Annotated in this window: 26 protein-coding genes; 22 read left to right on the forward strand and 4 right to left on the reverse strand. The window is 27.7% G+C overall.

The window, feature by feature from the left end; genetic code table 11:
- The first annotated feature begins 2 nt into the window (after positions 1–2).
- From IC218_RS14420 to treR, 7 genes are all read left to right on the forward strand, one after another.
- A complete protein-coding gene (locus tag IC218_RS14420) occupies positions 3–995 on the forward strand; it encodes an isocitrate/isopropylmalate dehydrogenase family protein (RefSeq protein WP_227482972.1) in 993 nt (330 codons plus the stop codon).
- A 242-nt stretch (positions 996–1,237) separates the two neighbouring features.
- Entirely contained in the window at positions 1,238–1,687 is a 450-nt protein-coding gene (locus IC218_RS14425) for a MarR family winged helix-turn-helix transcriptional regulator (protein WP_227482971.1), read from the forward strand.
- 33 nt (positions 1,688–1,720) lie between these two features.
- Entirely contained in the window at positions 1,721–2,215 is a 495-nt protein-coding gene (locus IC218_RS14430) for a GNAT family N-acetyltransferase (protein WP_227824747.1), read from the forward strand.
- A gap of 97 nt (positions 2,216–2,312) precedes the next feature.
- Positions 2,313–2,834: a nitroreductase family protein gene (locus IC218_RS14435; RefSeq protein ID WP_227433352.1), complete on the forward strand. Its 522-nt coding sequence runs from the start codon at positions 2,313–2,315 to the stop codon at positions 2,832–2,834.
- A 189-nt stretch (positions 2,835–3,023) separates the two neighbouring features.
- Positions 3,024–3,335, forward strand: coding sequence for a helix-turn-helix domain-containing protein (locus IC218_RS14440; protein ID WP_227433351.1), 312 nt, complete (start codon positions 3,024–3,026; stop codon positions 3,333–3,335).
- Positions 3,336–3,363: 28 nt separating this feature from the next.
- Positions 3,364–4,059: a CPBP family intramembrane glutamic endopeptidase gene (locus tag IC218_RS14445; protein WP_227433658.1), complete on the forward strand. Its 696-nt coding sequence runs from the start codon at positions 3,364–3,366 to the stop codon at positions 4,057–4,059.
- Between the two features lie 313 nt (positions 4,060–4,372).
- Positions 4,373–5,095 (forward strand): trehalose operon repressor, encoded by a 723-nt coding sequence (treR, locus tag IC218_RS14450; RefSeq protein ID WP_413927330.1) that lies wholly within the window; start codon positions 4,373–4,375, stop codon positions 5,093–5,095.
- Between the two features lie 112 nt (positions 5,096–5,207).
- On the opposite strand, the gene treB is transcribed toward treR, so the two are convergent.
- A complete protein-coding gene (treB, locus tag IC218_RS14455) occupies positions 5,208–6,647 on the reverse strand; it encodes a PTS trehalose transporter subunit IIBC (protein WP_227824749.1) in 1,440 nt (479 codons plus the stop codon).
- Positions 6,648–6,928: 281 nt separating this feature from the next.
- On the opposite strand from treB, the gene treC reads away from it, so the two are divergent.
- The 10 genes from treC (at position 6,929) to IC218_RS14505 (ending at position 18,403) form a co-directional block, all read left to right on the forward strand.
- Entirely contained in the window at positions 6,929–8,587 is a 1,659-nt protein-coding gene (treC, locus tag IC218_RS14460) for an alpha,alpha-phosphotrehalase (RefSeq protein ID WP_227824750.1), read from the forward strand.
- 18 nt (positions 8,588–8,605) lie between these two features.
- Positions 8,606–9,970, forward strand: coding sequence for a sulfatase (locus tag IC218_RS14465; protein ID WP_227433347.1), 1,365 nt, complete (start codon positions 8,606–8,608; stop codon positions 9,968–9,970).
- A gap of 47 nt (positions 9,971–10,017) precedes the next feature.
- Entirely contained in the window at positions 10,018–11,139 is a 1,122-nt protein-coding gene (locus IC218_RS14470) for a radical SAM/SPASM domain-containing protein (protein WP_227824751.1), read from the forward strand.
- Positions 11,140–11,231: 92 nt separating this feature from the next.
- Positions 11,232–12,014: a sulfite exporter TauE/SafE family protein gene (locus tag IC218_RS14475; protein WP_227824752.1), complete on the forward strand. Its 783-nt coding sequence runs from the start codon at positions 11,232–11,234 to the stop codon at positions 12,012–12,014.
- 60 nt (positions 12,015–12,074) lie between these two features.
- A complete protein-coding gene (locus IC218_RS14480) occupies positions 12,075–12,587 on the forward strand; it encodes a PTS glucose transporter subunit IIA (protein WP_227433344.1) in 513 nt (170 codons plus the stop codon).
- 353 nt (positions 12,588–12,940) lie between these two features.
- Positions 12,941–13,825, forward strand: a complete 885-nt coding sequence (locus IC218_RS14485) for a fumarylacetoacetate hydrolase family protein (RefSeq protein ID WP_227824753.1) — start codon at positions 12,941–12,943, stop codon at positions 13,823–13,825.
- A gap of 98 nt (positions 13,826–13,923) precedes the next feature.
- Entirely contained in the window at positions 13,924–15,099 is a 1,176-nt protein-coding gene (locus tag IC218_RS14490) for a phosphoribosylaminoimidazolecarboxamide formyltransferase (protein ID WP_227433342.1), read from the forward strand.
- Between the two features lie 128 nt (positions 15,100–15,227).
- Positions 15,228–16,082 carry a hypothetical protein gene (locus IC218_RS14495; RefSeq protein WP_227433341.1) on the forward strand — a complete coding sequence of 285 codons (855 nt, stop codon included), beginning with the start codon at positions 15,228–15,230 and terminating at the stop codon, positions 16,080–16,082.
- 44 nt (positions 16,083–16,126) lie between these two features.
- Positions 16,127–17,362 carry a glycosyltransferase family 4 protein gene (locus tag IC218_RS14500; protein WP_227824754.1) on the forward strand — a complete coding sequence of 412 codons (1,236 nt, stop codon included), beginning with the start codon at positions 16,127–16,129 and terminating at the stop codon, positions 17,360–17,362.
- Positions 17,363–17,464: 102 nt separating this feature from the next.
- A complete protein-coding gene (locus tag IC218_RS14505; RefSeq protein ID WP_227433339.1) occupies positions 17,465–18,403 on the forward strand; it encodes a cell wall-binding repeat-containing protein in 939 nt (312 codons plus the stop codon).
- 333 nt (positions 18,404–18,736) lie between these two features.
- Here IC218_RS14505 and IC218_RS14510 read toward each other — a convergent pair whose 3' ends face one another.
- Positions 18,737–19,090 carry a GIY-YIG nuclease family protein gene (locus IC218_RS14510; protein ID WP_227482965.1) on the reverse strand — a complete coding sequence of 118 codons (354 nt, stop codon included), beginning with the start codon at positions 19,088–19,090 and terminating at the stop codon, positions 18,737–18,739.
- Between the two features lie 294 nt (positions 19,091–19,384).
- Here IC218_RS14510 and IC218_RS14515 point away from each other — a divergent pair, with 294 nt between their 5' ends.
- From IC218_RS14515 to IC218_RS14535, 5 genes are all read left to right on the forward strand, one after another.
- The gene (locus IC218_RS14515; RefSeq protein WP_227482964.1) at positions 19,385–20,296 is read left to right on the forward strand and encodes a recombination protein NinG; all 912 of its coding nucleotides are present in this window, start codon (positions 19,385–19,387) and stop codon (positions 20,294–20,296) included.
- A 252-nt stretch (positions 20,297–20,548) separates the two neighbouring features.
- Positions 20,549–20,983, forward strand: a complete 435-nt coding sequence (locus tag IC218_RS14520; protein WP_227433336.1) for a DUF6323 family protein — start codon at positions 20,549–20,551, stop codon at positions 20,981–20,983.
- Between the two features lie 23 nt (positions 20,984–21,006).
- Positions 21,007–22,521 (forward strand): DUF6179 domain-containing protein, encoded by a 1,515-nt coding sequence (locus tag IC218_RS14525; RefSeq protein ID WP_227824755.1) that lies wholly within the window; start codon positions 21,007–21,009, stop codon positions 22,519–22,521.
- A gap of 82 nt (positions 22,522–22,603) precedes the next feature.
- Positions 22,604–23,971, forward strand: coding sequence for a M20 family metallopeptidase (locus IC218_RS14530; RefSeq protein WP_227433334.1), 1,368 nt, complete (start codon positions 22,604–22,606; stop codon positions 23,969–23,971).
- Between the two features lie 35 nt (positions 23,972–24,006).
- Entirely contained in the window at positions 24,007–24,231 is a 225-nt protein-coding gene (locus tag IC218_RS14535; protein ID WP_227824756.1) for a NifU family protein, read from the forward strand.
- Between the two features lie 120 nt (positions 24,232–24,351).
- On the opposite strand, the gene IC218_RS14540 is transcribed toward IC218_RS14535, so the two are convergent.
- Both IC218_RS14540 and IC218_RS14545 read right to left on the reverse strand, forming a co-directional pair.
- Positions 24,352–24,750 (reverse strand): HsmA family protein, encoded by a 399-nt coding sequence (locus IC218_RS14540; RefSeq protein WP_227433332.1) that lies wholly within the window; start codon positions 24,748–24,750, stop codon positions 24,352–24,354.
- 2 nt (positions 24,751–24,752) lie between these two features.
- Positions 24,753–25,187, reverse strand: coding sequence for a MarR family winged helix-turn-helix transcriptional regulator (locus IC218_RS14545; protein ID WP_255605859.1), 435 nt, complete (start codon positions 25,185–25,187; stop codon positions 24,753–24,755).
- Between the last annotated feature and the right edge of the window lie 12 nt (positions 25,188–25,199).

Genomic DNA, 25,199 nt, shown 5'->3' on the forward strand with positions numbered 1-25,199 from the left:
TGATGTATAAAGTGACACTTATACCAGGAGATGGAATAGGACCAGAAGTTGCGAAAGCTATGAAAAAGGTTGTAGAAGCTACTGGAGTAGAGATAGAATGGGAAGAAGTTAATGCAGGAGAAGCAGTTATTGAGGAATATGGAACTCCACTTCCTCAATATATTATAGATAGTATAAAAAAGAACAAAATAGCTATAAAAGGTCCAATCACTACTCCTGTGGGGAAAGGGTTTAGAAGTGTAAATGTAACTTTGAGACAAGCATTAGATTTATATGTTAATTTAAGACCAATTAAGAGTTTTAAAGGTATAAAGTCAAGATATGAAGATGTTGATTTAGTTGTAGTAAGGGAAAATACAGAAGACTTATATGCTGGTATAGAGCATAAGATAGGTGATTATGCAGCTGAAAGTATAAAGATAATAACAAGAGGAGCAAGTGAGAGAATTGTTGACTTTGCATGTAACTATGTTAAAGATAACAAGAGAAAAAAAGTCACTGCTATACATAAAGCGAATATAATGAAAATGTCTGATGGTTTGTTTTTAGATGTATTTAGAGAAGTAGCATCAAAACATGGTGTTGAGTATGATGATTTAATTGTAGATGCAGCAGCTATGAACTTAGTTTTAAATCCAGAAAATTATGATGTAATGGTAATGCCAAATCTTTATGGAGATATACTATCTGATTTAGGAGCTGGTCTTGTTGGAGGCTTGGGTATAATTCCAAGTGCAAACATTGGTAAAGATTGTGCTATATTTGAAGCTGTTCATGGAAGTGCTCCACAAATAGCTGGGCAAAATAAGGCTAATCCAACAGCGCTTATTCAATCATCAGTAATGATGCTTAGATATTTAGGAGAATATGAAAATGCACAAAAGATAGAAACAGCTCTAGAAAAAGTATTTCTTGATGGAAGCAAATTAACTGTAGATTTAGGTGGTTCAGCTTCAACTACCGAATTTGCAGATGAGGTATGTAAGTATATTTAGTTGTTGTTTATAATAATATGATGTAAGTTTTAAAAAGAGCTGTTAATTGTATATGGGACAATTAACAGCTCTTAATTTAGTTTTGTAATGATATATTTGTAAACATCCAGTCAAAAACAAAAATAAATGTAAAAAAGTTGTTTTTTTAGTTGAGTATTCAACCAATATATGGTAATATACAAATATAGTTGAAAGTTCAACTAAAAATATTTTGAATTTAGAGATATTGATTGGAGGTGCATTTGATTAAAACTTTAGACAGTAATATATTAAGAGAAGTTGGTACTTTATCTAGAGCAGTAAATTCAATAAATGATATGAAGTACAAAGAATTAAAGTTACAAAAAGGGCAATTTACTTTTTTAACACGAATTTGTGAAAATCCTGGAATAAACCTTGTAGAATTATCAAATGTGTTAAAAGTAGATAAGGCCACTACAACTAAAGCTATACAGAAGTTAATAAAAGCTGGATATGTAGATAAAAAGCAAGATGAGTTTGACAAAAGAGGATACAATTTAACTCCTACCAATAAATCTTTAGAAGTATATGAGCTAATAATTGAAGAAGAAAATAGAAGTATAGAAATATGTTTTAATAATCTTACAGATGAAGAGAAGCAAACAGCAAATAATATACTAGAGAAAATGAGAAAAAATATAGAAGAAGAATGGTTTAGAGTAAAAAGATAATAAATTAATGGATGAATATAAGGAGATATTTTTATGATTAGAAAAGCAAATATAAGTGACTTAGATAGTATTATGGGAATTATAAAATCAACAGTAGAAGAAATGAAAGGCTATAATAATACACAGTGGGATGAAAATTATCCATCAGATAAAGACTTTATTTCTGACATTGAGAAACAAGATTTATATGTAGAAGAAGTAGATGGAAAAATAGCAGGATTTATATGTATTAATTATGATGAACCTAAAGAATATATAGATTTAAATTGGTCATCTAATGATAAGGCTATGGTAGTACATAGAATGGCAGTAAATCCAAGTTTTAGAAAGATGGGAATTGCATCTAGACTAGTTAATTTTGCTGAAGAATTAGCTAAAGAAAACAATGTATCATATTTAAAGAGTGATACATATTCAATAAACTCAAAGATGAATTCATTGCTTATAAAATGTGGCTTTATTAAAATTGGTGAAATGAGTTTCCTAGGAAAAGAGAAATCTTTCTATTGTTATGATAAAATATTATAAAAAGTATTTATCATACAAAGGCTAAAGGATACATTTTTAGTACTAGTAGGGGAATAATGTAAGCCAAATGTATGCTATTATGAAAGGGTTGATTTAGATGATTGAATTTCTAAAAAAAAGAAGAAGTATTAGAAAGTATAAAAATGTTGAAGTAGAAAAAGAGAAGTTAGATAAGATATTAAAAGCGGCTCTTTTAGCACCATCATCAAAGGGACTTAGAACATGGGAATTTATCGTGGTAGACGATAAAGAAACATTGACTAATTTATCTCAGTGTAGGACTAAAGGTGGTGGGTTTTTCCTAAAAAATGCACCTTTAGCTATTGTAGTTATTGGAGATAAAGAAAAAAATGATGTTTGGATAGAAGATGCAAGTATTGCTGCTTCATATATACAGCTTCAATCTCATGAGCTTGGATTAGGTTCTTGTTGGATACAGGTAAGAAATAGGATGCATGATGATAGTATAGATGCTGATAAATATATTAGAGATGAACTGAACATACCTGATAAGTACAGTGTAGAATGTATAATTTCTATAGGCTACCCTGATGAAGAAAAAAAATCATACTGTGACTCTGATTTGGATTATGAAAAAGTCCATTTTAATAAATTTTAATGTATAATATATTATATTAAGACAGTATGTTTTTTTGATATTGTTAATATATATTTAAAATTGTAAAAATATATCTGAATTTTACTAACTTATATAAGGGTTATGTACAAGGATTTTAAAGATAAGTATAGAAATTAATGTTTATAATCGATACATAACTATAGTAACAAAATTTAAGGAGGTTCAAATATGGGTATATTTAAAACAAAAATTGATGAGGATTGGAAAGTAAATTACATCAAAGAATTTAATGAAATGAGAGACTCTTATGAGAGTAAGCTCCAAAAAAAACAATTTGAAGTAGATAGTTTGAAATCAGAATTAGATAGACTTAGAAGTTATAAAAATAGTCTTAAGCCAAAGGAAAAGCAAATTACTGATGATGATATAAATAATATAAAAAACTTGAGAAGAGATGGTTTAAGCTATAAAGAAATTTCAAGTGAAACAAGTTGGAGTAAAGCAACTGTGAGTAGAGTACTAAATGGACTTTACGATTAGTATACACATGGGGTGATTTAAATTGGGGATGAAGTATAGTTATAAAAAATGTATAATAGATTCTATTTCATTGATGTTCATAGTTCAGATAGTAAGAATGATTTTAAATTATATACTTCTAAGTCAATTTGAATTTACTCTTGAAAATTTTAATATTGTAAATTTAATTTCTTTTACACTAGTTGGATTATCATTAATTTTATTTTTAAAAAATAGTTCTTTGTATAATAAAATGAGAAATAGAAAGATTACAGAAGCTTTCAAGGAAAATAAAGATAGTGTACTTATAAAAAGGTGTAAGTTGATACTTTTTATAGTAGTCTTATCTCTAGCTGTAATCTCAATTTATTATAATAGAAGCTATATGTTTTTTAATGTAACTATGATGACTTTATCTGTATTAATAATTCCAGTATTTGAAGAATTATTTTTTAGAGAGTACATCTGGAATTATTTAAACAATTTTATAAAATCAAAGAGTAAAGTTGTATGTATAACATCTATATTATCTGGTATTTATAATATAGGATATATAGATGTTATACGTAATTACATAATGTTATATAATAACTCTTACTATACATTTGAAGTTGTTATTTCAAAAATTATTATAGGTACTGTTTTTGGTATTATACTTGGTATTGTTAAGTCAAGATTTAAAGATGTAAGCTTTTGTATAATATTGAGAAGTCTGTTTACTATACTTACTAGACAGATAATATGATTATATATACTTAAATAATTGTAATAAGTGTATGAAGAGAATAAATGATAGCTATATATATAAAATAAACTCTAGTATCTGGAGTTTATTTTTTTTTATGAAGTTATTTTAATAAATTTATATAAGAACTGGATAAATTGCTACAATACAAATTGAATGTAAATATATTTTCTATCACAATTAAGAAATAAATGTATTACTTATACAATTTATTTTTTTAAATATTAAGAAGACTATTTGACAGGTTAGCCAATAATATGATATTTATATAAAATAAGATGAGTGTACAAACTAAAACTAATTATGAATGAGAGTGATTTACTTGAAGAAATTTTATGAAATATATTTAGATTTAGAGAAAGATATAAGAAATAATGTATATGAAGTAGGAGAGCTTTTACCAACAGAAGTAAAGCTTGCTCAAAAATATCGAGTATCAAGAGAAACTATTAGAAAAGCACAGTCGCTTTTACTAGAGAAGGGGTTTATACAAAAAAAACAAGGTAAAGGGGCTATTGTTTTAGATATAAATAAATTTGAAATAGAAGGGTCAGGGTTGATTAGTTTCAATGAATTACAAAAGAATAAAAATTTAGATACAGAAATAAGTGTACTAAAAAATAAAAAGGAGATTATGCCCTTAGAAATTTGTAAAAAACTAGATATAGATACAAAAACTAAGATTATAGCAGTTGAAAGACTTAGAAAAATTAATGGAGAAGCTGTTATTTTAGATAAAGATTACTTTATATCTGAAATAATACCAGAAATACCATTAACAGCGGTTCAAAGTTCAATATTTAATTATATAGAGAAAAATTTAGAACTAAAAATAGGTTATGCAAATAAAGAAGTAACAGTAACTCCTGTTACAGAAGAAGATAAAATATTGCTAGATGTTGGAACAGACACACATGTTGTAGTGATACGAAGTGAAGTTTATTTAGAAGATACAAGATTATTTCAGTATCATGAATCTAGACATAGAGTTGATACATTTAGATTTGTAGATTTTGCAAGAAGAAGAAATCTTTAATTATATAAAAAGAGTGTCTTTTTTGTACTGTACCCTCAATTGTTAAATCAAAATTCTAATGATTGGGTTTCAGTATATTTAGACACTCTTTTTTTATTAGACCATATATTATTTAATTTTCTATAAATTCTTTATTAAAGTATTTGCTCTTTGAGAATATGTATGTAAGGATACAAGTAATGGCTATAGAAAGTCCCATTGCCAAGAAGTAAACACCCCATTGGTCTGTAAATATAGATAAAAACGCTGGTAACCCTGATATACCTATAGAACTTGCTTTAACATTAAAGTAAGATACAACCCCTCCAGCTATACCTGCACCTATCATAGATGCTATGAATGGGAAACGATAACGTAAGTTTATACCAAATATTGCAGGTTCAGTAATACCTAACCAAGCTGAAATTGAAGCTGTTAATGCAACACCCTTGATTTTTTTATTTTTTAATATAAAGAACATTGTCAAAGCTGCTGCACCTTGACCAAGGCTAGCCATAACTTGTATTGGCCATAATGTAGCAAATCCTAAAGTACCTATCATTTGTAAATTTATACCTAAGAATAAGTGATGCATTCCTGTTATAACCAATGGAGATAATATGAATCCAAAAAGTGCTCCTGCAAGGACTGCATTAATTTCAAATAATCCAAGAATTCCACTTGTAATTAAGTTTGCAAATGACATTGTTATAGGACCTATGATAGAGAATGTTAAGAAACCAGTTATTAATAATGTAAGAGGAGCAACAAAAATAAGTTGAACCATCTCAGGAATTTTTTTAGTTAAGAACTTTTCAATTGTTGCTAGAAGATAAGAAGAACATAAAACAGGGATTACTTGTCCTTGATAGCCTATTTTAGCAATATTAAAACCTAATATATTCCAGTAAGTAACAGCTTCAGGTGTTTTAGAGTATTGTGCACCAGGCATTAAATCTGGATTAATTAAAATAAGACCTAATACAATACCAAGTACAGGATTTCCTCCAAACTTTTTAACAGCTGACCAACCTATTAGTGCAGGTAAAAATGAAAAAGAAGTATTTGCTATAAGATTAATCATATTAGATATACCAGCCCAATTGCTATGAACTTTTAAAAAGGGTTGTTCATAGAAAATTCCTGGGTTAGCAAGTAGATTATTTATACCCATCAATAAACCAGAGGCAACTATAGCAGGTAATATAGGAATGAATATATCTGCCAACACCTTTATAGCTTTTTGAAGTGGATTTAATTTTTTATTAGAAATCTCTTTAACCTCAGATTTTGTTGCTTCCTTAAGCCCCGTAATTTCTATTAATGTAGCATAAACTTTATTCACAAGACCTGGACCTATAATAACTTGAAATTGACCATTTGAGGTAAAGCTTCCTTTCACTATATCTATTTGTTCTAATTGCTTTACATTAACTTTACTTTCTGAATTTAGAGCAAATCTTAATCTAGTAATACAGTGTGTTGCAGATATTATATTCTCTACTCCCCCAATTGCTTCAAGGATTTGTTCAACCTGCTCTTTATGATATGTATTTTCTTTTAATGTACTCATAAAATTACCTCCCCCTTAGAATGTGATGTTGTATAGACAAATCTTGAAAATAATATACCATAGAGAAATTTTTATGTCAACGTTATCCTAAATTTTTCTGAAATTTAATTACTAAAATATAAATTGTATATTATTGGAAAATCAGAAAAGTAAGAGAAAATTTGGAAGGAGTATAGGGAATATATTTTTTTATTTAGAGTAAATATTGATTTTAACAAAAAAAAGGTTTATTATAAAAATATAAAAATTGTCTAGACAAAAATGAAAGGAAAAATTTGCGTATGGATTTCAAGAAGAAAGTTATTTATCAAATATATCCAAAATCATTTAATGATTCTAATAATGATGGGATAGGAGATTTAAAAGGAATTATAGAGAAATTACCTTATTTATATAAATTAGGTGTAGATATAATTTGGATTAACCCATTTTTTGTTTCTCCACAAAGGGATAATGGATATGATATTGCTGACTATACATCAATAGATTCTATGTTTGGAACTATGGAGGATTTTGAAAAGTTAGTGGATGAAAGTAAAAAATATAATATAGAGTTGATGCTGGATATGGTGTTAAATCACACATCAACAGAACATAAATGGTTTAAAAAAGCTTTGGCAGGAGATAAAAAGTATCAAGATTTCTACTTCATTAGAGATGGCAAAGAAAATAATCAACTACCAACAAATTGGAAATCTAAATTTGGTGGAGATGCTTGGGGAAAATTTGGGGATACAGATAAGTACTACTTACACTTATATGATGTTACACAAGCCGACCTCAACTGGCGTAATCCTGAGGTTAGGGAAGAATTATATAAAGTTGTAAATTTTTGGATAGATAGAGGAGTTAAGGGGTTTAGGTTTGATGTAATAAATGTAATTGGCAAAGATGAAGAATTGAAAGACTCTACAAATAATATAGGAAAAGAAATGTATACAGATAAACCTATTGTCCATGAATTTATTAAAGAAATGAATAAAGAAACTTTTGGAAGAGTTGAGGGCATAACAACTGTTGGAGAAATGTCTTCAACAACTATTGAAAATTGTATCTTATATTCTTCTCCAAAAGAAAAAGAGCTTTCAATGACATTTAATTTTCATCATCTAAAAGTAGATTATGAAAATGGAGAAAAGTGGAGCGATATACCTTTTGACTTTATGATGTTGAAAAAACTCTTAAATGAATGGCAAGAAAAGATTGAAAGTGGCGGTGGCTGGAATGCACTATTTTGGAATAATCATGACCAACCAAGAGCTATTAGTAGATTTTGTAATGAAGAATACAGAGTTGAAGCATCAAAAATGTTAGCTGCTACAATACATCTATTAAGAGGAACACCATATATATATCAAGGTGAAGAAATAGGTATGACAAATCCAAATTTTGAAAGAATAGATGATTATTTAGATGTTGAAACTCATAATGCGTATAGTGAATTTTTAAAAAATAAAATTGAAAAAGAAACAATAATGAATATTATAAAGTCCAAATCCAGAGATAATAGTCGTACACCTATGCAGTGGTCAGATAAATTAAATGCAGGTTTTACAAATGGGAAGCCATGGATTAAAATAGCTGAAAATTATAAAGAGATAAATGTTGAAAAGGAACTTAAAGAAGGGTCAATTTTTAACTTCTATCAAAAGTTAATATCTTTAAGAAAGCAATTAAATATTATATCTGAAGGTTCCTATAAGGGAATTTTACTAGATAATGATAAGGTTTATGCTTATGTTAGAGGCTTAGAAGATGAAAGATTAATAGTATTTAACAACTTCTATGATTGTGAAGTTGAAGTTGAGATTAGTGAGGAATTTTTAGGAAAATCATTTACATATTTGATAGGGAACTATGAAAAGCGAGATTTAGAACCTAAGTTAGAGTTAAGACCTTATGAAACAGTAGCATTTTATAGTAAGGATATAAAAAAATAATGGAAAGAGGTAGTATTAATGAAACCAAATATTTTACTTATGATTTCTCATGACAGTGGTAGAAAATTCAGTAACTATGGATATAATGTGGAAACTCCATGTATAAATAAATTAGCTCAAGAAGGAATTCAATTTGATAATTATTTTTGTGCAGCACCTCAATGCAGTCCAAGTAGAGGAAGTATACTAACTGGATTATACCCTCACAATAATGGGTTAATGGGACTTGCACATCTAGGATTTTGTATAGATTCTAAACATACAACACTTCCTATGGAGTTACAAAAAAACGGATATGAAACAACATTAATAGGACTAAGCCATGAAACAATAAATGAAGCACCACCAATAAAAGATAGAGTATTTTCTTCAACCTATGACTTAGGATATGATAATTTTATAGCGGTTCCAGGGGATAGAGCTCCTAAGGTTGCTAAAGAGGCAGTTAAATTTTTAGAGGAATATAAAGAAAATCAGGAAAAGCCATTTTATTTAAATATAGGATTTTTTGAAACACATAGAGATTTTGATGAATATAAACCTTATGCAGATAAATTGGATGAAGTAGAGGTATTTAAGTTTTTACCCGATACAGAAGATGTAAGAAAAGATATAGCTTTATATAATGGTTCAGCAAAAGTATTGGATAAGGCAATAGGCAAAATATATAATAAATTACAAGAAACAGGATTAGATAAAAATACAATTGTTATACTGACAACAGACCATGGAGTTGCTTTTCCAGGAGCTAAAGGAATGTTAAAAGAAGCAGGATTAGAGACAGCACTTATAATTTTATTACCTAATTCCTCTCAAAAAAATGTAAAAAAAGAAGCATTATTATGTAATGTTGATTTATTGCCAACGATACTAGATTTAATAGAAGCTGAAATTCCTAAAAATATAGATGGAGAAAGTTTTGCCAATTTATTAAAAACTAATGAAGATATAGGTAGAGACTCATTCTTTACAGAAATGACATGGCATGACCAATATAGACCAATGAGAGGCATAAGGACTAATGAATATAGCTATGTTAAAAATTTTGAAGATGGGCCTAAAATATATATTACAGTTGATTCACATTTGAGTTTATCAGGTAAAGCTGTTAGAGATAAATTTTATGTTCCTAATGATAAAGAAGAACTTTATGATTTAAGAAAAGACCCACTAGAAGAAAATAATCTGATAAATGATTCAGATTATCAAGACATAGCAGAGGAATTGAGAAAGAAAGTTGATAATTGGATGTTAGAAACGAATGACCCACTTTTAAAAGGACCTGTAAAAGGAACAGGCTCAAGTAGATGGAAAACAGAAATAGAAGAGGGTAGAGCTTATCCAGGAAGAGACGAATATTATAGACTATTATCTGATAAGTAGAAAATATTAAACAAGTAAAAAATATTTAATAAAGAAGGTCTTTTATAATGAAAAGTATATCAGTTTTAATTAAACCTGTTTCATCGTTATGTAATTTGAGATGTAGATATTGTTTTTATGGAAATGTGAGTGATTTAAGAGAAGTAAAATCCTATGGTATTATGCAGGAAGACACTATAAAAAACATAGTAAATAATACATTTAAAATTTTGGATAATGGAGATATAGTTACATTTGCTTTTCAAGGTGGAGAGCCTACTTTAGCTGGATTAAGATTTTTCCAATATTTTATTGAGTATGTTAGTAAAATAAAAAAAAATATAACAGTAAACTACTCTATTCAAACGAATGGAACTCTTATTGATAATCAATGGTGTGAGTTCTTAAAGAAAAATAATTTTTTAGTAGGATTATCATTAGATTTACTAGAAGACTTGCATGATAAAAATCGTGTATATTCAGATAATAAGGGAAGTTATATAGATGTAATAAATACAAAAAAACTACTGGAAACACACAAGATAAACTTTAACATACTGTGTGTTTTGACAAAACAGATTGCACTTAATCCAAAAGAGGTTTTTAATTTTATAAAATTAAACAATGTGAAGTATATACAATTTATACCTTGTTTAGATGATTTAGACTGTAAAACTAAGTCAGAGTACTCTTTAGAACCTAAATATTTTGCATACTTTTATAAAATAATATTTAAGCTTTGGAAAAATGAGTTTGATAAAGGAAATTATATAAGTATTAATTTGTTCGATAATCTTATATCTGTTTTAATTACAGGAATTCCTAGTACCTGTGGGATAATTGGGAAATGCCAACCGCAATTTGTAATAGAGGCTGATGGAAGTGTATATCCATGTGATTTTTATGTACTAGATAACTTTAATTTAGGTAATATAAAAGATAACACTTTATTGGATATTTTAAGAAAATCTAAAATGCAAGAATTTTTGCATAAAGATATAAACAAAGAAAGTATTTGTTTAAAGTGTAATTTTCACAAAATATGTGGTGGTGGATGCAAAAGAATGAAAAATTCTATGTATATTGATTCTAGTAATAATTACTGTGGATATAAAGAATTTTTAATGTCTACTTTTGGTGATTTAGAAAAAATATCAGTATTAGTATATAAAAATCAAATACCAAAATAATTTTAGTATTTAGCATTCTAAGTTAAAGTGATTAAAAATTATGTATAATTAAAGGGTTTTGAGCAGAGTAAATTTAGTTAGGATGGTTTTAAATGAATGTAATTTTATTTGCAATAGCTGTACTTTCAACAACTATAGGAGCTATAACAGGCATTGGTGGAGGTGTAATAATAAAGCCAGTACTAGATTTGATTGGAATATTTGATGTTTCAACTATAAGTGTGTTATCATCTTTTACTGTGTTATCGATGGCAATTGTTTCTGTATATAAACAAATTAAATCAAAACTTTTTAAAATAAACTTTAGACTTATTTTAATTGGTGTAGCATCAGTATTAGGAGGTACTATAGGTCAAAGGTTATTAGATTTATCTATTTCATATGTAAATAATCCTTCTATAATAAAAATAACTCAAAATATTATGATGATTATTTTGTTAGTAATGGTTTATTTATATAGAGATAAAAGTTTAAATGTTAAGTTTAATACTAACATTACATATTTTATTGTTGGCATTTTTTTAGGGGTTACATCTTCATTTTTAGGAATAGGTGGAGGTCCTATAAATGTGGCCGTGTTTACAATATTATTTGGATTATCAGCTAAAGAAGCTGCGTTTAATTCCATTATAACTATTTTATTTTCTAATATTTCAAAGTTAGTTACAGTTTTCATAAATACAGGGTTTGGTATATATGATTTATCTGGATTACCTTTTATGATAATAGGAGCAGTGTTGGGAGGAATTATAGGTTCCTCTATTAGTAAAAATATGGATGACAAAAGAGTTAAATATATGTTCTCGTATATGACTATAATTATTACTGGAATAAATATATATAGTATATTTCAGGTAATATATTTTATGAATTAAAGTGTATAATGTAGATAATACGAGAAGTTAATTTAAATTATTGGAATGAGGAGATTTAATATGTTCAAAAAGTTATTCTCAAAAAATAAAAATGAAGAAGTAAAAAGTAATTATATAAAAGGAATATTACAATCGCCACTTACAGGGAAAGTATTAAGTATAACTGATGTTCCTGATGATGCTTTTTCTAGTAAAATGCTAGGTGATGGGATTGCTATAGAGCCACAAGAAGGAGTCGTATCTTCTCCTGTTGATGGTGAGGTGATTCAAGTGTTTTTGCCATCTAAACATGCTATATGCATAAAGAGTGAAGATGGTTTGGAGATACTAATACATATCGGATTAGATACTGTAAAGATGAATGGAGATGGATTTGAAGTATTAGTAAATGCAGGAGATAAAGTTTACTGTGGGCAAAAACTTATAAGATTTAATTTAGAAAAAATTAAAAAAAGCGTTAAATCTGTTATAACTCCTATAGTTATAACCAATTCTTATGACATAGATAGAGTTGAAATTTTAAGAACTGGAGATATATGCATTGGAGAAGATTTAATGAAAGTTTATAAGTAAATAGGTTTTACCAAGAGGTTTTGTCTAAATAAAAAATATTATAACTATAAAATGGCTGTATATAATAATATTGAAAGAGTGTAGGTATGCTTATTTTATTAAGGATACCTTTTTTTATTGTGTTTTATAGAAAATTTATCTGCATAAATAAAGTTTTTAAAACTCCATTCTTATAATTATTTTACTTTTACTAATTATATTACTTATAATAATTTCTGATATTTATGAATTGTTATACTTTTTAGAACTCTATTTTTAAATATATATTGACATATATATATTATCTATTACAATTGATATAAACTAATAAAAATAAAATATTATTAATCAAATTATTGAATGGAGGAATAGAAATGAAATTTGTAACTTTCTGTACTGGCAATGAAGAAAATATAGGTGTATTTAACTCAGAAGCAAATAGTATATATGAAATTAATAGTTTAGGATTAAGTAAATTATATACAGATATGAATGATTTTATTGAAAATGTATCTACAGGTGATTTAGAAAAAATAAAAAACAATTCATTTGAAAATGCAAAGTGTTATAAGTTAGAAGAAGTGAAATTATGTTCCCCAATTGTAAGACCTAAAAAAGATATTATATGTTTAGGTCTAAACTATAAAGACCATGTCAATGAAATTCCAGATGGTGTTATAAAAAATGTAGTTATGCCAGACTATCCTATTTATTTCTCTAAAAGAGCAGATAAGGCAATTGGAGTAGATGATAAGATAAGTCTGCATGGAGATTTAGTAGAAAAGCTGGATTATGAATCAGAGCTGGCAGTAATTATAGGAAAAGAAGGTATAAATATATCAAAAGAAGATGCCTATGAATATATATTTGGATATACAATAATGAATGATATAAGTGAAAGAGCACTTCAAGACAAACATGTGCAGTGGTATAGAGGAAAAAGTTTAGATACACATACCTCTATGGGCCCTTGCATAGTACATAAAGAAAAATTTGAGCATCCTTTAAAACTGGATATAAGTAGTGTGGTAAATGGAGAAGTAAGACAAGATTCTAATACAAAATATTTTATATTTGATATACCTACTGTAATAAGTGATTTATCAAGAGGAATGACTCTAAAACCAGGAGATATAATTTCAACTGGAACTCCAGCAGGTGTTGCTATGGGAATGAATCCTCAAGTATATTTAAAACATGGTGATGTGGTTGAATGTAAAGTCGAAGGAATAGGAGTTTTAAAAAATATAGTTGATTAATGGATAAATATGCCATATAATTTTATTAGTACGAATAATTTAATTAATATGGAATTAGTCAAATTTAAGATTAATTTACTATAGAGAGGGATGAGTATATGGCAAAAGAACTAGAACTAAAGTATGGCTGTAATCCAAACCAAAAACCATCAAAGATTTATATGAAAAATGGAGAACTTCCTATAGAAGTATTAAATGGAAAGCCTGGATACATAAATTTTTTGGATGCATTTAATAGTTGGCAACTTGTAAAAGAATTAAAAGAGGCTACTGGTCTTCCAGCAGCAACTTCATTTAAACATGTAAGTCCAGCAGGTGCAGCAGTAGGTATACCTTTATCAGATACTTTAAAGCAAATATACTTTGTTGATGATTTAGAGCTTTCTCCATTAGCTTGTGCTTATGCAATGGCAAGAGGGGCAGATAGAATGTCTTCTTATGGAGATTTTATAGCACTTTCAGATGTGTGTGATAAAGAAACTGCAACTATTATAGCGAGAGAGGTTTCTGATGGTGTAATAGCCCCAGGATATACAGATGAGGCTCTTGAAATATTAAAAGGAAAGCGTAAAGGTAATTACAATATTGTAAAAATTGATGAAAATTATACTCCTGAACCTATTGAAACAAAGGATGTTTATGGAATTACTTTTGAACAAGGCAGAAATGAAATATTAATAAATGAAGACCTGTTAAAAGATATCCCAACTGATAATAAAATCTTTACAGATAACGCAAAGCGTGATTTAATTATAGCTCTTATCACATTAAAATATACACAATCAAACTCAGTTTGTTATGTTAAAGATGGACAAGTAATAGGAGTAGGTGCAGGACAACAATCACGTATTCACTGTACTAGACTTGCAGGTAATAAAGCTGATATTTGGTATCTTCGCCAACATCCTAAAGTATTAAATTTAAAATTTAAAAAAGATATAGGTCGTCCAGATAGAGACAATACTATTGATGTATATCTTTCTGATGATTATATGGATGTACTTGCTGATGGTATATGGCAAAATTTCTTTGAAGAAAAACCAGAACCTCTTACTGGAGAAGGTAAAAGAGCATGGCTTAAAACTCTAACAGGAGTAGCTCTTGGTTCTGATGCATTTTTCCCATTTGGAGATAATATAGAACGTGCTAAAAGAAGTGGAGTAAGTTTTATAGCACAACCAGGTGGCTCTATTCGTGATGATAATGTTATATTAACTTGCAATAAGTACAATATAGTTATGGCATTTACTAAAAATAGATTGTTCCATCACTAAAGTGTAAAGAATATAAATTAAATACTGATTAAATTAAAAATCTACAACAAGTTTTGTTGTAGATTTTTTTATTTGCTGTATAATTTTAAATAGAACTTTATTTTTAGATATTCAATTTGGAGGATGATATGGCTTTAAATATAAGAGACTATAGCCTATTGTGTAGTCAGGGTACAGCTAAATTTAATGAAGATGTAGTTGGTATAAGCCCATTTGGTGCGTGGATTTTGGATGGTGCGACAGGGCTCAATGGAAAAAACTTAGTATCAAATGAAAGCGATGCAAGATGGTATGTTCAGTGGTGGAATAAGTATTTATATAAAAATATGAATAGAGAAGAATCATTAAAGAGTATTATCAGTAGTGGGATAAAAGAAGTTAAAAAAGAGTATGAGATGAAATTAAATGGAATAAAGGTCGAAAAATTAGATTTGCCATCAAGTTCTATAGTCATTGTTAAGTTTCATGAAAATAAAGTAGAGTATTTTTTATTAGGAGATTGTGCTTTGTTTATTAAAAATGGAGATTCTAAAGTCATAAAAGATAGAACTATCTGTAAATTTGATAATGCTGTGTTTGATGAAATGAGTAAGTTTTCTAATTTAAAAGAAATGACTTTTGATGAGATAAAGTCAAGTGTCATGGATACAATAGTAAGCAATAGATTGAAAAAGAATACCAAAGATGGATACTGGATATTGGATTTTGATGAGGATGCTGTGGAAAATTCAATATATGGATACTTAGAAATAAAAAAAGATTTTCAATTGATGTTAACAAGTGATGGCTTTACAAGTGCATGTGATAGGTATAACCTCATAAAAGAAGAAGAATTGATACGTATAGCAGAAAAATTTGGTATAGGATATATACATAATAAAGTTAGAGACTTTGAGGATAACGACTATAAAGCAATTAAGGTTCCAAGATTTAAAGTAAAAGATGATTCATCCTGTTTGTATCTAGATATATATAATGATTAGATTATATGAAATTGTTTAATTTTAGAGGGGCGGTAAGTAAAAAAGTGAAAATTCTTCATATAATAACACAAAAACCAAATAGTACGGGTAGTGGAATATACATGTGCGGTATGATAAAAGGGTTTGAAAAAATAGGTCATGAGCAAGCTGTAATTGCAGGTATAGATGTTAATGACAATGTAAACTGTTTTTCAAGTGATATAAGTTTTTATCCAGTAAAGTATAATTGTGGAGAACTAAATTTTCCTGTTGTAGGAATGAGTGATTCTATGCCATATGAAAGTACTAGATATAGAGATTTAAATGTAGAAATGATAGATAGATTAAAACATCAATTTAAAATAAATATAGACAGAGCTATGGAAGATTTTAAGCCAGATATTATAATATGTCATCATTTATATCTTTTAACAGCATTTGTCAGAGAGATTGTGAAAGATATTAAAGTTATGTCTGTTTGTCATGGGACTTGTTTAAGACAGTTAAATACTATAGATTTAGAAAAAGAATATATAATATCAAATATAAAAAAATTGGATTTAATATTTGCTCTTCATAAAAAGCAAAAAGATGATATTGTAAAAAGTTTTGGAGTAAGTGAAAGTAAAGTAGTTGTGATTGGCAGTGGATACAATGATAGTGTATTTTATGATAAAAATTATAAAATGCAAGGTGATAAGATAAGGATAGTGTTTGCAGGGAAGATATGTAAGTCAAAAGGGTTGATTCCATTTATAAAAGCTATATCTGAACTAATATATCGTAAAGATTTAATAGAAGTCAATTTTGCAGGTACAGGAAGTGATATTGAATCTTATAATGAGATTGTTAAGCTTGCAAATCAATCTCCATTTAAAATGAATTTCCTAGGAAAATTAGACCAAAGTGACTTAGCGGAGTTATTTAATAAGTCACATATATTTGTATTACCATCGTTTTATGAAGGGTTACCAGTTGTAGTTTTAGAGGCTTTATCATGTGGGTTAGATGTAATTACCACTGATATTCCTGGTGTTAGAGAGTGGATTGGTAGCCAAATTAATGATTCTGGCAAGATAGAATATGTAACTCTACCTTCTATGCATGGAGAAGGTATTCCAAATGAAGAAGAGTTATCTATATTTGAGAAGAATTTATATAATGCAATGGACTCTAAAATACAGTATCTATTATCCAATTTAGAGAAAAGGTCATTTGCAGATATGTCAAAAAAAACATGGGACGCTTTAGCTTATAGGATGAATGAAGTTATTTTAATGGATGAGATGTGTGTAATTTAGAGTGATTTAAATTATAAAAAAAGTGTAACTATTTCTACACTACTTTTAAGCGAATTTATATTATACTAATACTAAATATATTTATTTTGAGGGAGGTAATTTATGAAGTTTAGTAAAAGAATATTAGCATTAGGTATTTCAGCATTATTATTAAGTGTTAGTTTTCCAACATCAGCAAATGCACTAGATAAAATCGAAAATATCAAGGGAACGGATAAATATGAAACAGCTGGTATTATTTCTGATAAGCAAGATTATACAACAGCTGTACTTATCAACTCGGATTCTACGATGGTCGATGGTATTTCTGCTAGTGGTCTTGCAGGGGTAAATAATGCAGCAATTTTATTAACTAATAAGAATGATATACCAGAAGCCACTTTACAAAGGCTTAATAGAGTTACTAAGATATATATAATAGGTGGCGAAAATACTATAAGTAAAGATGTAGAAAAAATGCTACTTATGAGAAGAATGCAGGTTATAAGAATTGATGGAGTAGATAGAGTAGATACAAGTTATAAAATTGCAGCTGAAATAGAAAAGATAAAGAGTAGTGATAAGACGTTTTTAGTAAATGGATTTAAAGACGAGGCTGATGCAGTGAGTGTTGCGTCTGTTGCATACAGAGATGGTGCTCCTATTTTATTGACAAAGGATATAGCTTCAGCAGAAGAAGATACAGATTTAGACCCATGGTTTGGTGTTTCACCTGTTCCAGTATATGCTATTGGAGGAAAATCTACACTAAGTGATTATATAGTAAGTAGATATAGAGCAACTAGAATTGATGGTAGTGATAGATATGAAACTAATAAGAATGTAATTAAGAAGTTTTATAATGAAACAAAAGAGTTTTATGTGGCAAGTGGAGATGATTTAGTTTATGCTTTAGTTGCTTCACCAATGGCTAAAAACGCTCCTGTTGTTTTAGTTTCAGACAAAAGCGATAAGAGTATATTAAATAATGCTAATAAAGTTACTGCAATAGGTATAAATGATAATAAGGTTATAGAGCAATGTTTAGAAGCTACAAAATAATAAAATGTTGTTAGTAAAATGAATACATAATATATAGTAAAAGTCAGTATAATGCTTATATTTTAGTGATATATAATGTATAAATGTTAAACTATATGAATCTTCTAGTTGATTTTATGATAAAAATCAATTAGAAGGTTTTTTTATTAAAATTATGTATCAAAATTATATACTAAATTGAATTGTATATGTTAAAAAAGAGTACGTGAGCTATTCATATATACGAATCAATTATCCTCATAAGTGAAAATGTGAATGGAGTCATACACAAAATTGTATGACAATTCCATCCTATCACGTTTACATCAAAAAAGAAGATATGATGCCTATTTTTTATAAAGAATAAATCTCATAAGAGTTATCTTCTTTTAGCTTTTCTAACCAAACCATTTCTAAAATATCTAATTCTTCTAAGTAGTCTTTTTTAGTTTTGTTATCATCGTGTTTTATAAGTTCTAAAATTTCAAATGTAAATGTTTTTTCTCCATATTTTTTCCAATCATTGTTTAAATCTCTTACCATACATGACCCAGCACCAAGTTGAAATTTGAGGGAGTTAAACTTGCTTTTTATGTCATTGCTCTTTCCAAGATAAATCTTTTTAGTAGTATCACTTTTTATCATAAATACACCAATGTCAAATTTCATTTCCTTATATAGTTGTTTTAATTCACGTTTTCTATCCATTTTCTTAGTACCTCTCTTTATAATTAATATGTAATATGTAATATGTAATATGTAAAATTATTTATATATTACATATTATTATAAAGAGATTAATTTCAAATGTAAATAGATTTTGATAAAATTAATTATAAGTTTACTATTACTTAGTATCAATATCTAGGCTAATTAGAGTTATTATATGACTTAATATTATATAAAATTAAAAGAAGAGTTGACATGATGAAAATTATAGAATAAACTAAAAATGTAATAGTTAATAAATCTTAACTATTACATTCAAAGGAGGCTGTTATTATGAATAAAAATATAGAATTAATTGGAAACTTTGCAAGTGATTGGATTCGCTATAGTGATTATGAATATAAAATTACTGAAGAAGATGAACTGTATATAGTACCAACAGAAGATGCTGTATTTACTATGTACAATCCATTTGATGTTGCAGATGAAATTATAGTAGATATAATTCGCATAGGACAAGAAGCATTACAAGAGATATCAAAAGAAACTAAAGAAATGAGATTAAAAAAAGAAGTACTTGAATTTGTAAAGAAATATGGGTTGTTAGGATTAATTTATTCAAGTGTATATAATAGAGATATTGTTGGTGAAGAAAGAGTACTGATGATTGAAAAGAATTATATTACAAAAGAGAATATATTGAATAATGATGAGTATGTAAATATGTTCATCCCATTTGCAAGTGATGAAGATGTATACTTTAAAAAATATAAACGAGGTATAGATGTATCAAAACGAGAGGAATCACCCAAGTTTTTTGGAAAAAGACCATTGATTTTAGATTTAGTATTTTCAAGGTTTTATACAGAACAATTGGATTGGATTGTAAATTTTGCTAAGGATATGTGTAGACATTTTAATCAAATTTGTGTCTATAAAAACATGTCTAACCTACTAACTGAAAGTGTGACTATTATGTCTGGAGGGTTTAACCCTCAAAAGATTGGATTTTCTATAAGTCAATTAGATAAACCCACAATTGCATGGGAATTTAATTCTTTAAAAACAGCTATTGAAACTATATATGCATTTGCAATTACAAGTGAACCTGCATCTTTAAATAAATGTAAGTATTGTGGAAAGATTTATATACCTACAAATTCTAAATCTCAATACTGTTCACCTTCCTGTAGAAATTGCTCAAATGTAAAGAAAAGCAGAAGTAGAGCTAAAAAAGATAAGTAAATTAATATATCATTCTTTAGATTTTAATTATAAATAACTATTAAATTGATGAATAGTTATAAAAAATATATCTGAGTAATGATATATTTTTTTTATTGAAAAATTTAATTAAAATAGTAATTTTGAGTTGACAAAAACTACTTATAATAATATTATTATAAGTAGTTCTATAAGTTAATAAATATACTAATTTAAATATAACATAAAATGAATTAAAAGTCAATAGAAAAAATAAAAAAGGAGAATTTTAAAATGATATCACCTATTATTTTGAGTTCTATGCATCAAAATTTAAAGGAAATAGAAAGAAATGAATTGCTTGAAACTAATAAAGAATCTAAGTGTTATGGTCTAGTACTTTCCGAAGCGGATGTAAAAGATATAATAACTTCAAGAAATGATACTTTAAAGGGATATGGAAGAATAGAATTAGATATAAAAGTTACAAAACAATTAATAGAAAACATATATACATCACAGTTTACGAATATGGATGATTATTTAGAAATTATTAATGATATGCAAGAAATCTTTTATTACTTAAAAAATGAAACAGATGATAAAATTTGTGATGATGAAATTATAGAAATACTTGATGAACTTTATGAAAAATTTACAGGGAATATGGATAATGTAAGGGGAGAAGCAGAGGAATTTGCAAAAAAGTTTAAATTTGGAGAAGTTTAATCTAATGAGAGGGGAAACTTACTATGTCAAATAATAATCTAACCAACATCAATATAAATGAAAATAATCTAATAAAAAATCAATATGCAATATCTCTACTTAAAGAATGTATGGATTGTAAAGTAATAAATGAGAGAGAAGTATATAACATACAACAGGAAATATCCTTAATTCTTATAGATTTAATTAAAAAATATACAAATGGTCAAAGTACATCAGTAAAGACTGAAGTTGCTGAAAAATTATTGCTTTCAATTTGGTATTCTATTGATGCATATGTAAGTAAACTTGAAAGTATAGAAAAAAGAGTTGCAGAATTGACGTCTAAAAATATTAAGTATGTATACTTAGAAGGCATTAAAATTCTTGAATATGATTTACTTGAGTTAGAAAAATTTTATGAAGTAATGAAAAGTAGAAAATTAGACACTAATTTAATGGCGTATAATGATACTTTAATGGAACTGTCTGGTTTCTTTAAAAACTATAGTATAAAATTTGAAGCATATGATATTCCAGTGAGTATAGATTATCCATTGGCATTAGATGATATGGATATTCAAGGAATTTATTATGTGAAAAATTATATTGAGAGTATGGATATAGAAAATAGATTTTGTAATTTATTTAGAAAGAAAGATAGAGAAAAATTATTTTATGATTATGGAATAACTTATAAAATAGATTGTGATGTTATACTTATAAATTTATTTGAACTTATTATAAATAACTCTATTTTCTCTACAATTTTAGGTAATGAATCAACTAATTTGAAGATTTCAGAATATGAATATGAATTTTTAGAAAAACAATTTAAAAACATATACAATCATACTTTTGAAGATGAAATTAAGCAATATGAGGAAAATAATGTAGTTGAATTTATTGAAGAAAGTAATAGTTTTGATTTTAATAATTCTGAAGAGCTCAATAAAGAAAGTATAATAAATGAAAAAATAGTTTTATTGCTTGAAGAAGCAATTGATGTTTTGATAGAAAGATTAAATATAGAAGATGAAGCCATGATAAAATACATAAAAGCATATGAGAAGATATTTATTGAGTCTGTACTAAGTTCAATAAAAAGTGGCACTTTTAAAAGTATGATAACTGTAAGTAAGAATGAAAGTGAACCTTTAGAAAAGTATATTGTTGATGATGAAAATAAATTAGATGATAAGTCATTTAGAGCGATATTCAATGCTGTACTAGAGAGTACTTCTATAATTGAAAAAATAAAAATAATAAAGGAAAATATCAATGCAAAAAAAGACTTTATTGATATTCTTGAATCTGAGTGCTTATTTGGGGATGATTATCTAATGCTATTTGCTTCATTAAGTGAATTTGAATTGGCAATACTAGGAAGTGTAGTATTTTATGAAGATATGAGAATGGAAGAAATTAATTTATTAGAACTATTACTAAACAAAAATAATAAAACTACACCATGGAAAAGAGAGTACATTGAATTTATGAAGAAAAAAAATAAGGAAAAAATACATTGTATAGAAGAATATATAAATCAAATTAATTAACAAAAAATTGTGAATAAATAGAATGTTAGTATATAATATAATTTGTAAAGTATATCAAAAATACATATCTGTGGAGGAGACTATGAAAGAATATATTATAAATAATATTGAGGAGATAAGAGAAGAATTAATTGATTTATCTAAAAAAATATGGGAAAATCCAGAATTAGCTTTTGAAGAAAAGTATGCAAGCAGTATTCAAAAGGAATATCTAAAGTCAAAAGGATTTGAAATTGAAGAAGTAGACAATTTACCCACTGGATTTATAGCGAGTTTTGGAGAAGGTAAGCCAGTAATTGGAATACTTGGCGAATATGATGCTTTGCCAGAACTATCACAATCTGTGAGTACAGAAAAAAATCCATTGGTAGAGGGAGAATCTGGACATGGATGTGGTCATAATTTATTGGGTGTAGCAGGTGTAGGAGCAGTCGTTTCTATCAAAGAACTTATGGAAAAAAATAAATTTAATGGAACAATAAAATATTTCGGTTGTCCTGCTGAAGAAGAAGGTGGAGGAAAGACTGTAATGTGTGTAAATGGATGTTTTGATAATGTAGATTGCGCATTTACATGGCATCCTTTTGATATAAATGGCACATGGAGAGGTGGAAGTCTGGCAAATTTATCTGCTAGATTTAAGTTTAAGGGAATAACAGCACATGCAGCTCAAGCCCCTCATAATGGTAGAAGCGCATTAGATGCTGTTGAACTTATGAATGTAGGAGCAAATTATTTAAGAGAACATGTAATTGACTCTATAAGAATGCATTATGTTATAACTAATGGTGGAGGAAGACCTAATGTAGTTCCTGGTTTTGCGGAAAGTTGGTATTTTATAAGAGGTAAAAAAGCAAAGGATGCAGAGAATGTTCTTGATAGGCTAATAAAAGTGGCACAAGGAGCAGCTATGATGACAGAGACTGAAATGGAGTATGTAATTACTGATGGGATTTATGATTATATACCAAATCAGTGTTTAACTGATTTAGTATACGATAATATGATTCTTGTTGGAACTCCTAAAACTACTCCTGAAGAAGAAGAATTTGCAAAAAAATTATGTGCTACTCTTACTAAGGATGAGAGACTAGGTGTAGCTACAGCATTCCAAGACGATAAATCTATTGTGGACAGTTATATACATCATGGTATAGCTGATGGAGCAGAAGATAAGGGATTAGCTGGTTCTACTGATGTTGGAGATGTAAGTTATGTGATACCAGTAGCTCAATTTGCAATGGCAGCATGGCCTGTTGGTGTGGCAAGCCACACATGGCAGTCATGTGCATCAGCTGGTTCAAGTATAGGATTTTCAGCTATGATAAATTCAGCTAAGGTATTGGCTTGTAGTGCTTATGATGTATTTATGAATACTAAGATTATTGATGAGGCAAATATAGAGTTTGAAAAATCATTAGATGGACAAAAATTTAAACCATTGGTATAATCTTGGTAATAAAAATATTTCTGGGGGGAATAACTATGAGAGAACAAGTTGAAAAAGTACTTGAACAAAAGATAAAACCTGTATTACAAAGAGATGGTGGAGATGTAGAGTTTATAGATGTAAATGAGAATGGTGTAGTTTTAGTTAGACTACAAGGTGCTTGTAGTGGATGTCCAGGAGCAACTATGACAATAAAAGCTGTTATTGAAAATGTTTTGGTAAGCGAAGTTCCAGGAGTAACTCAAGTGTTAGGTGTTTAATAAATTTAAATTATACATAAGGATTTATTAAGTTGTGTAAAAGAGTAAGTAAAACATTATAGATATATATGAAAAAGTGTGTAAGTGTATATTCATTTTCTTACACACTTTTTTTATTTATTATCCAGCCATACCAATAAACATACCTATAAAGTATGGAATTAACCAGATAGTCCATACAACTATACTAAACTTATGGAAGAATTTTTTCTTATCTTCATCGTCCTTATACAAAACAAAAGTAGCCCAGCCTGCATGAAAAAGCATAAGCACAATTGCTAGGAGACCAGTTATACTATGAAGATTTTGTGACAATACAGACTTCACTTCAAAAGCGTGGCTATTAGCTATATTACTCATTGTAAATGTTCCTAAAGTATCAAATATTAAACCAAGCCAAAATATAATTACATGTTTCTTTTTTAAAATTTTAGCTTTTCTTTCTCCAAATACACCTATAGTGTAAAAAATTAAAGCTGATGTTATAAACACTATTGCAAGTATTAATTTAGAACTCATAATTATCTCTCCTTTATTTTTGCTAATATATTTCTAAGATTTTTTACTAATTCATTTAATTCTTTTTCATCACAATTTTTAAAAATACCATCAAAGCTTTCTTGCATTTTACTTTTAAAATTTGTGGCGAATTCAAGTCCATCCTCTGTAAATTTAACATATGTATTTCTCTTATCATCATATTTTTTGAACTTTTCTACATATCCAAATTGCTCTAATCTACTGATTATACCTGATACCGTTCCTTTAGCTAAAGACATCTCATCGCATAGTTGTGAAATTGTTAGTTCTTGATTATGAGCTATTAGCTTTATAACTATAATCTGTTGATGTGTTAATCCATTTTCCTTAAAATTTTCCTCTACTGTGTACATTGTTTTAGAATAGAGTTCTTTTAGAAGCATAGCTATTCTAAAACAATCATAATTAGTTTTCAATAAAATCACCTC

It is taken from the genome of Clostridioides sp. ES-S-0005-03, from assembly GCF_020658455.1.
Classification (GTDB): Bacteria; Bacillota; Clostridia; order Peptostreptococcales; family Peptostreptococcaceae; genus Clostridioides.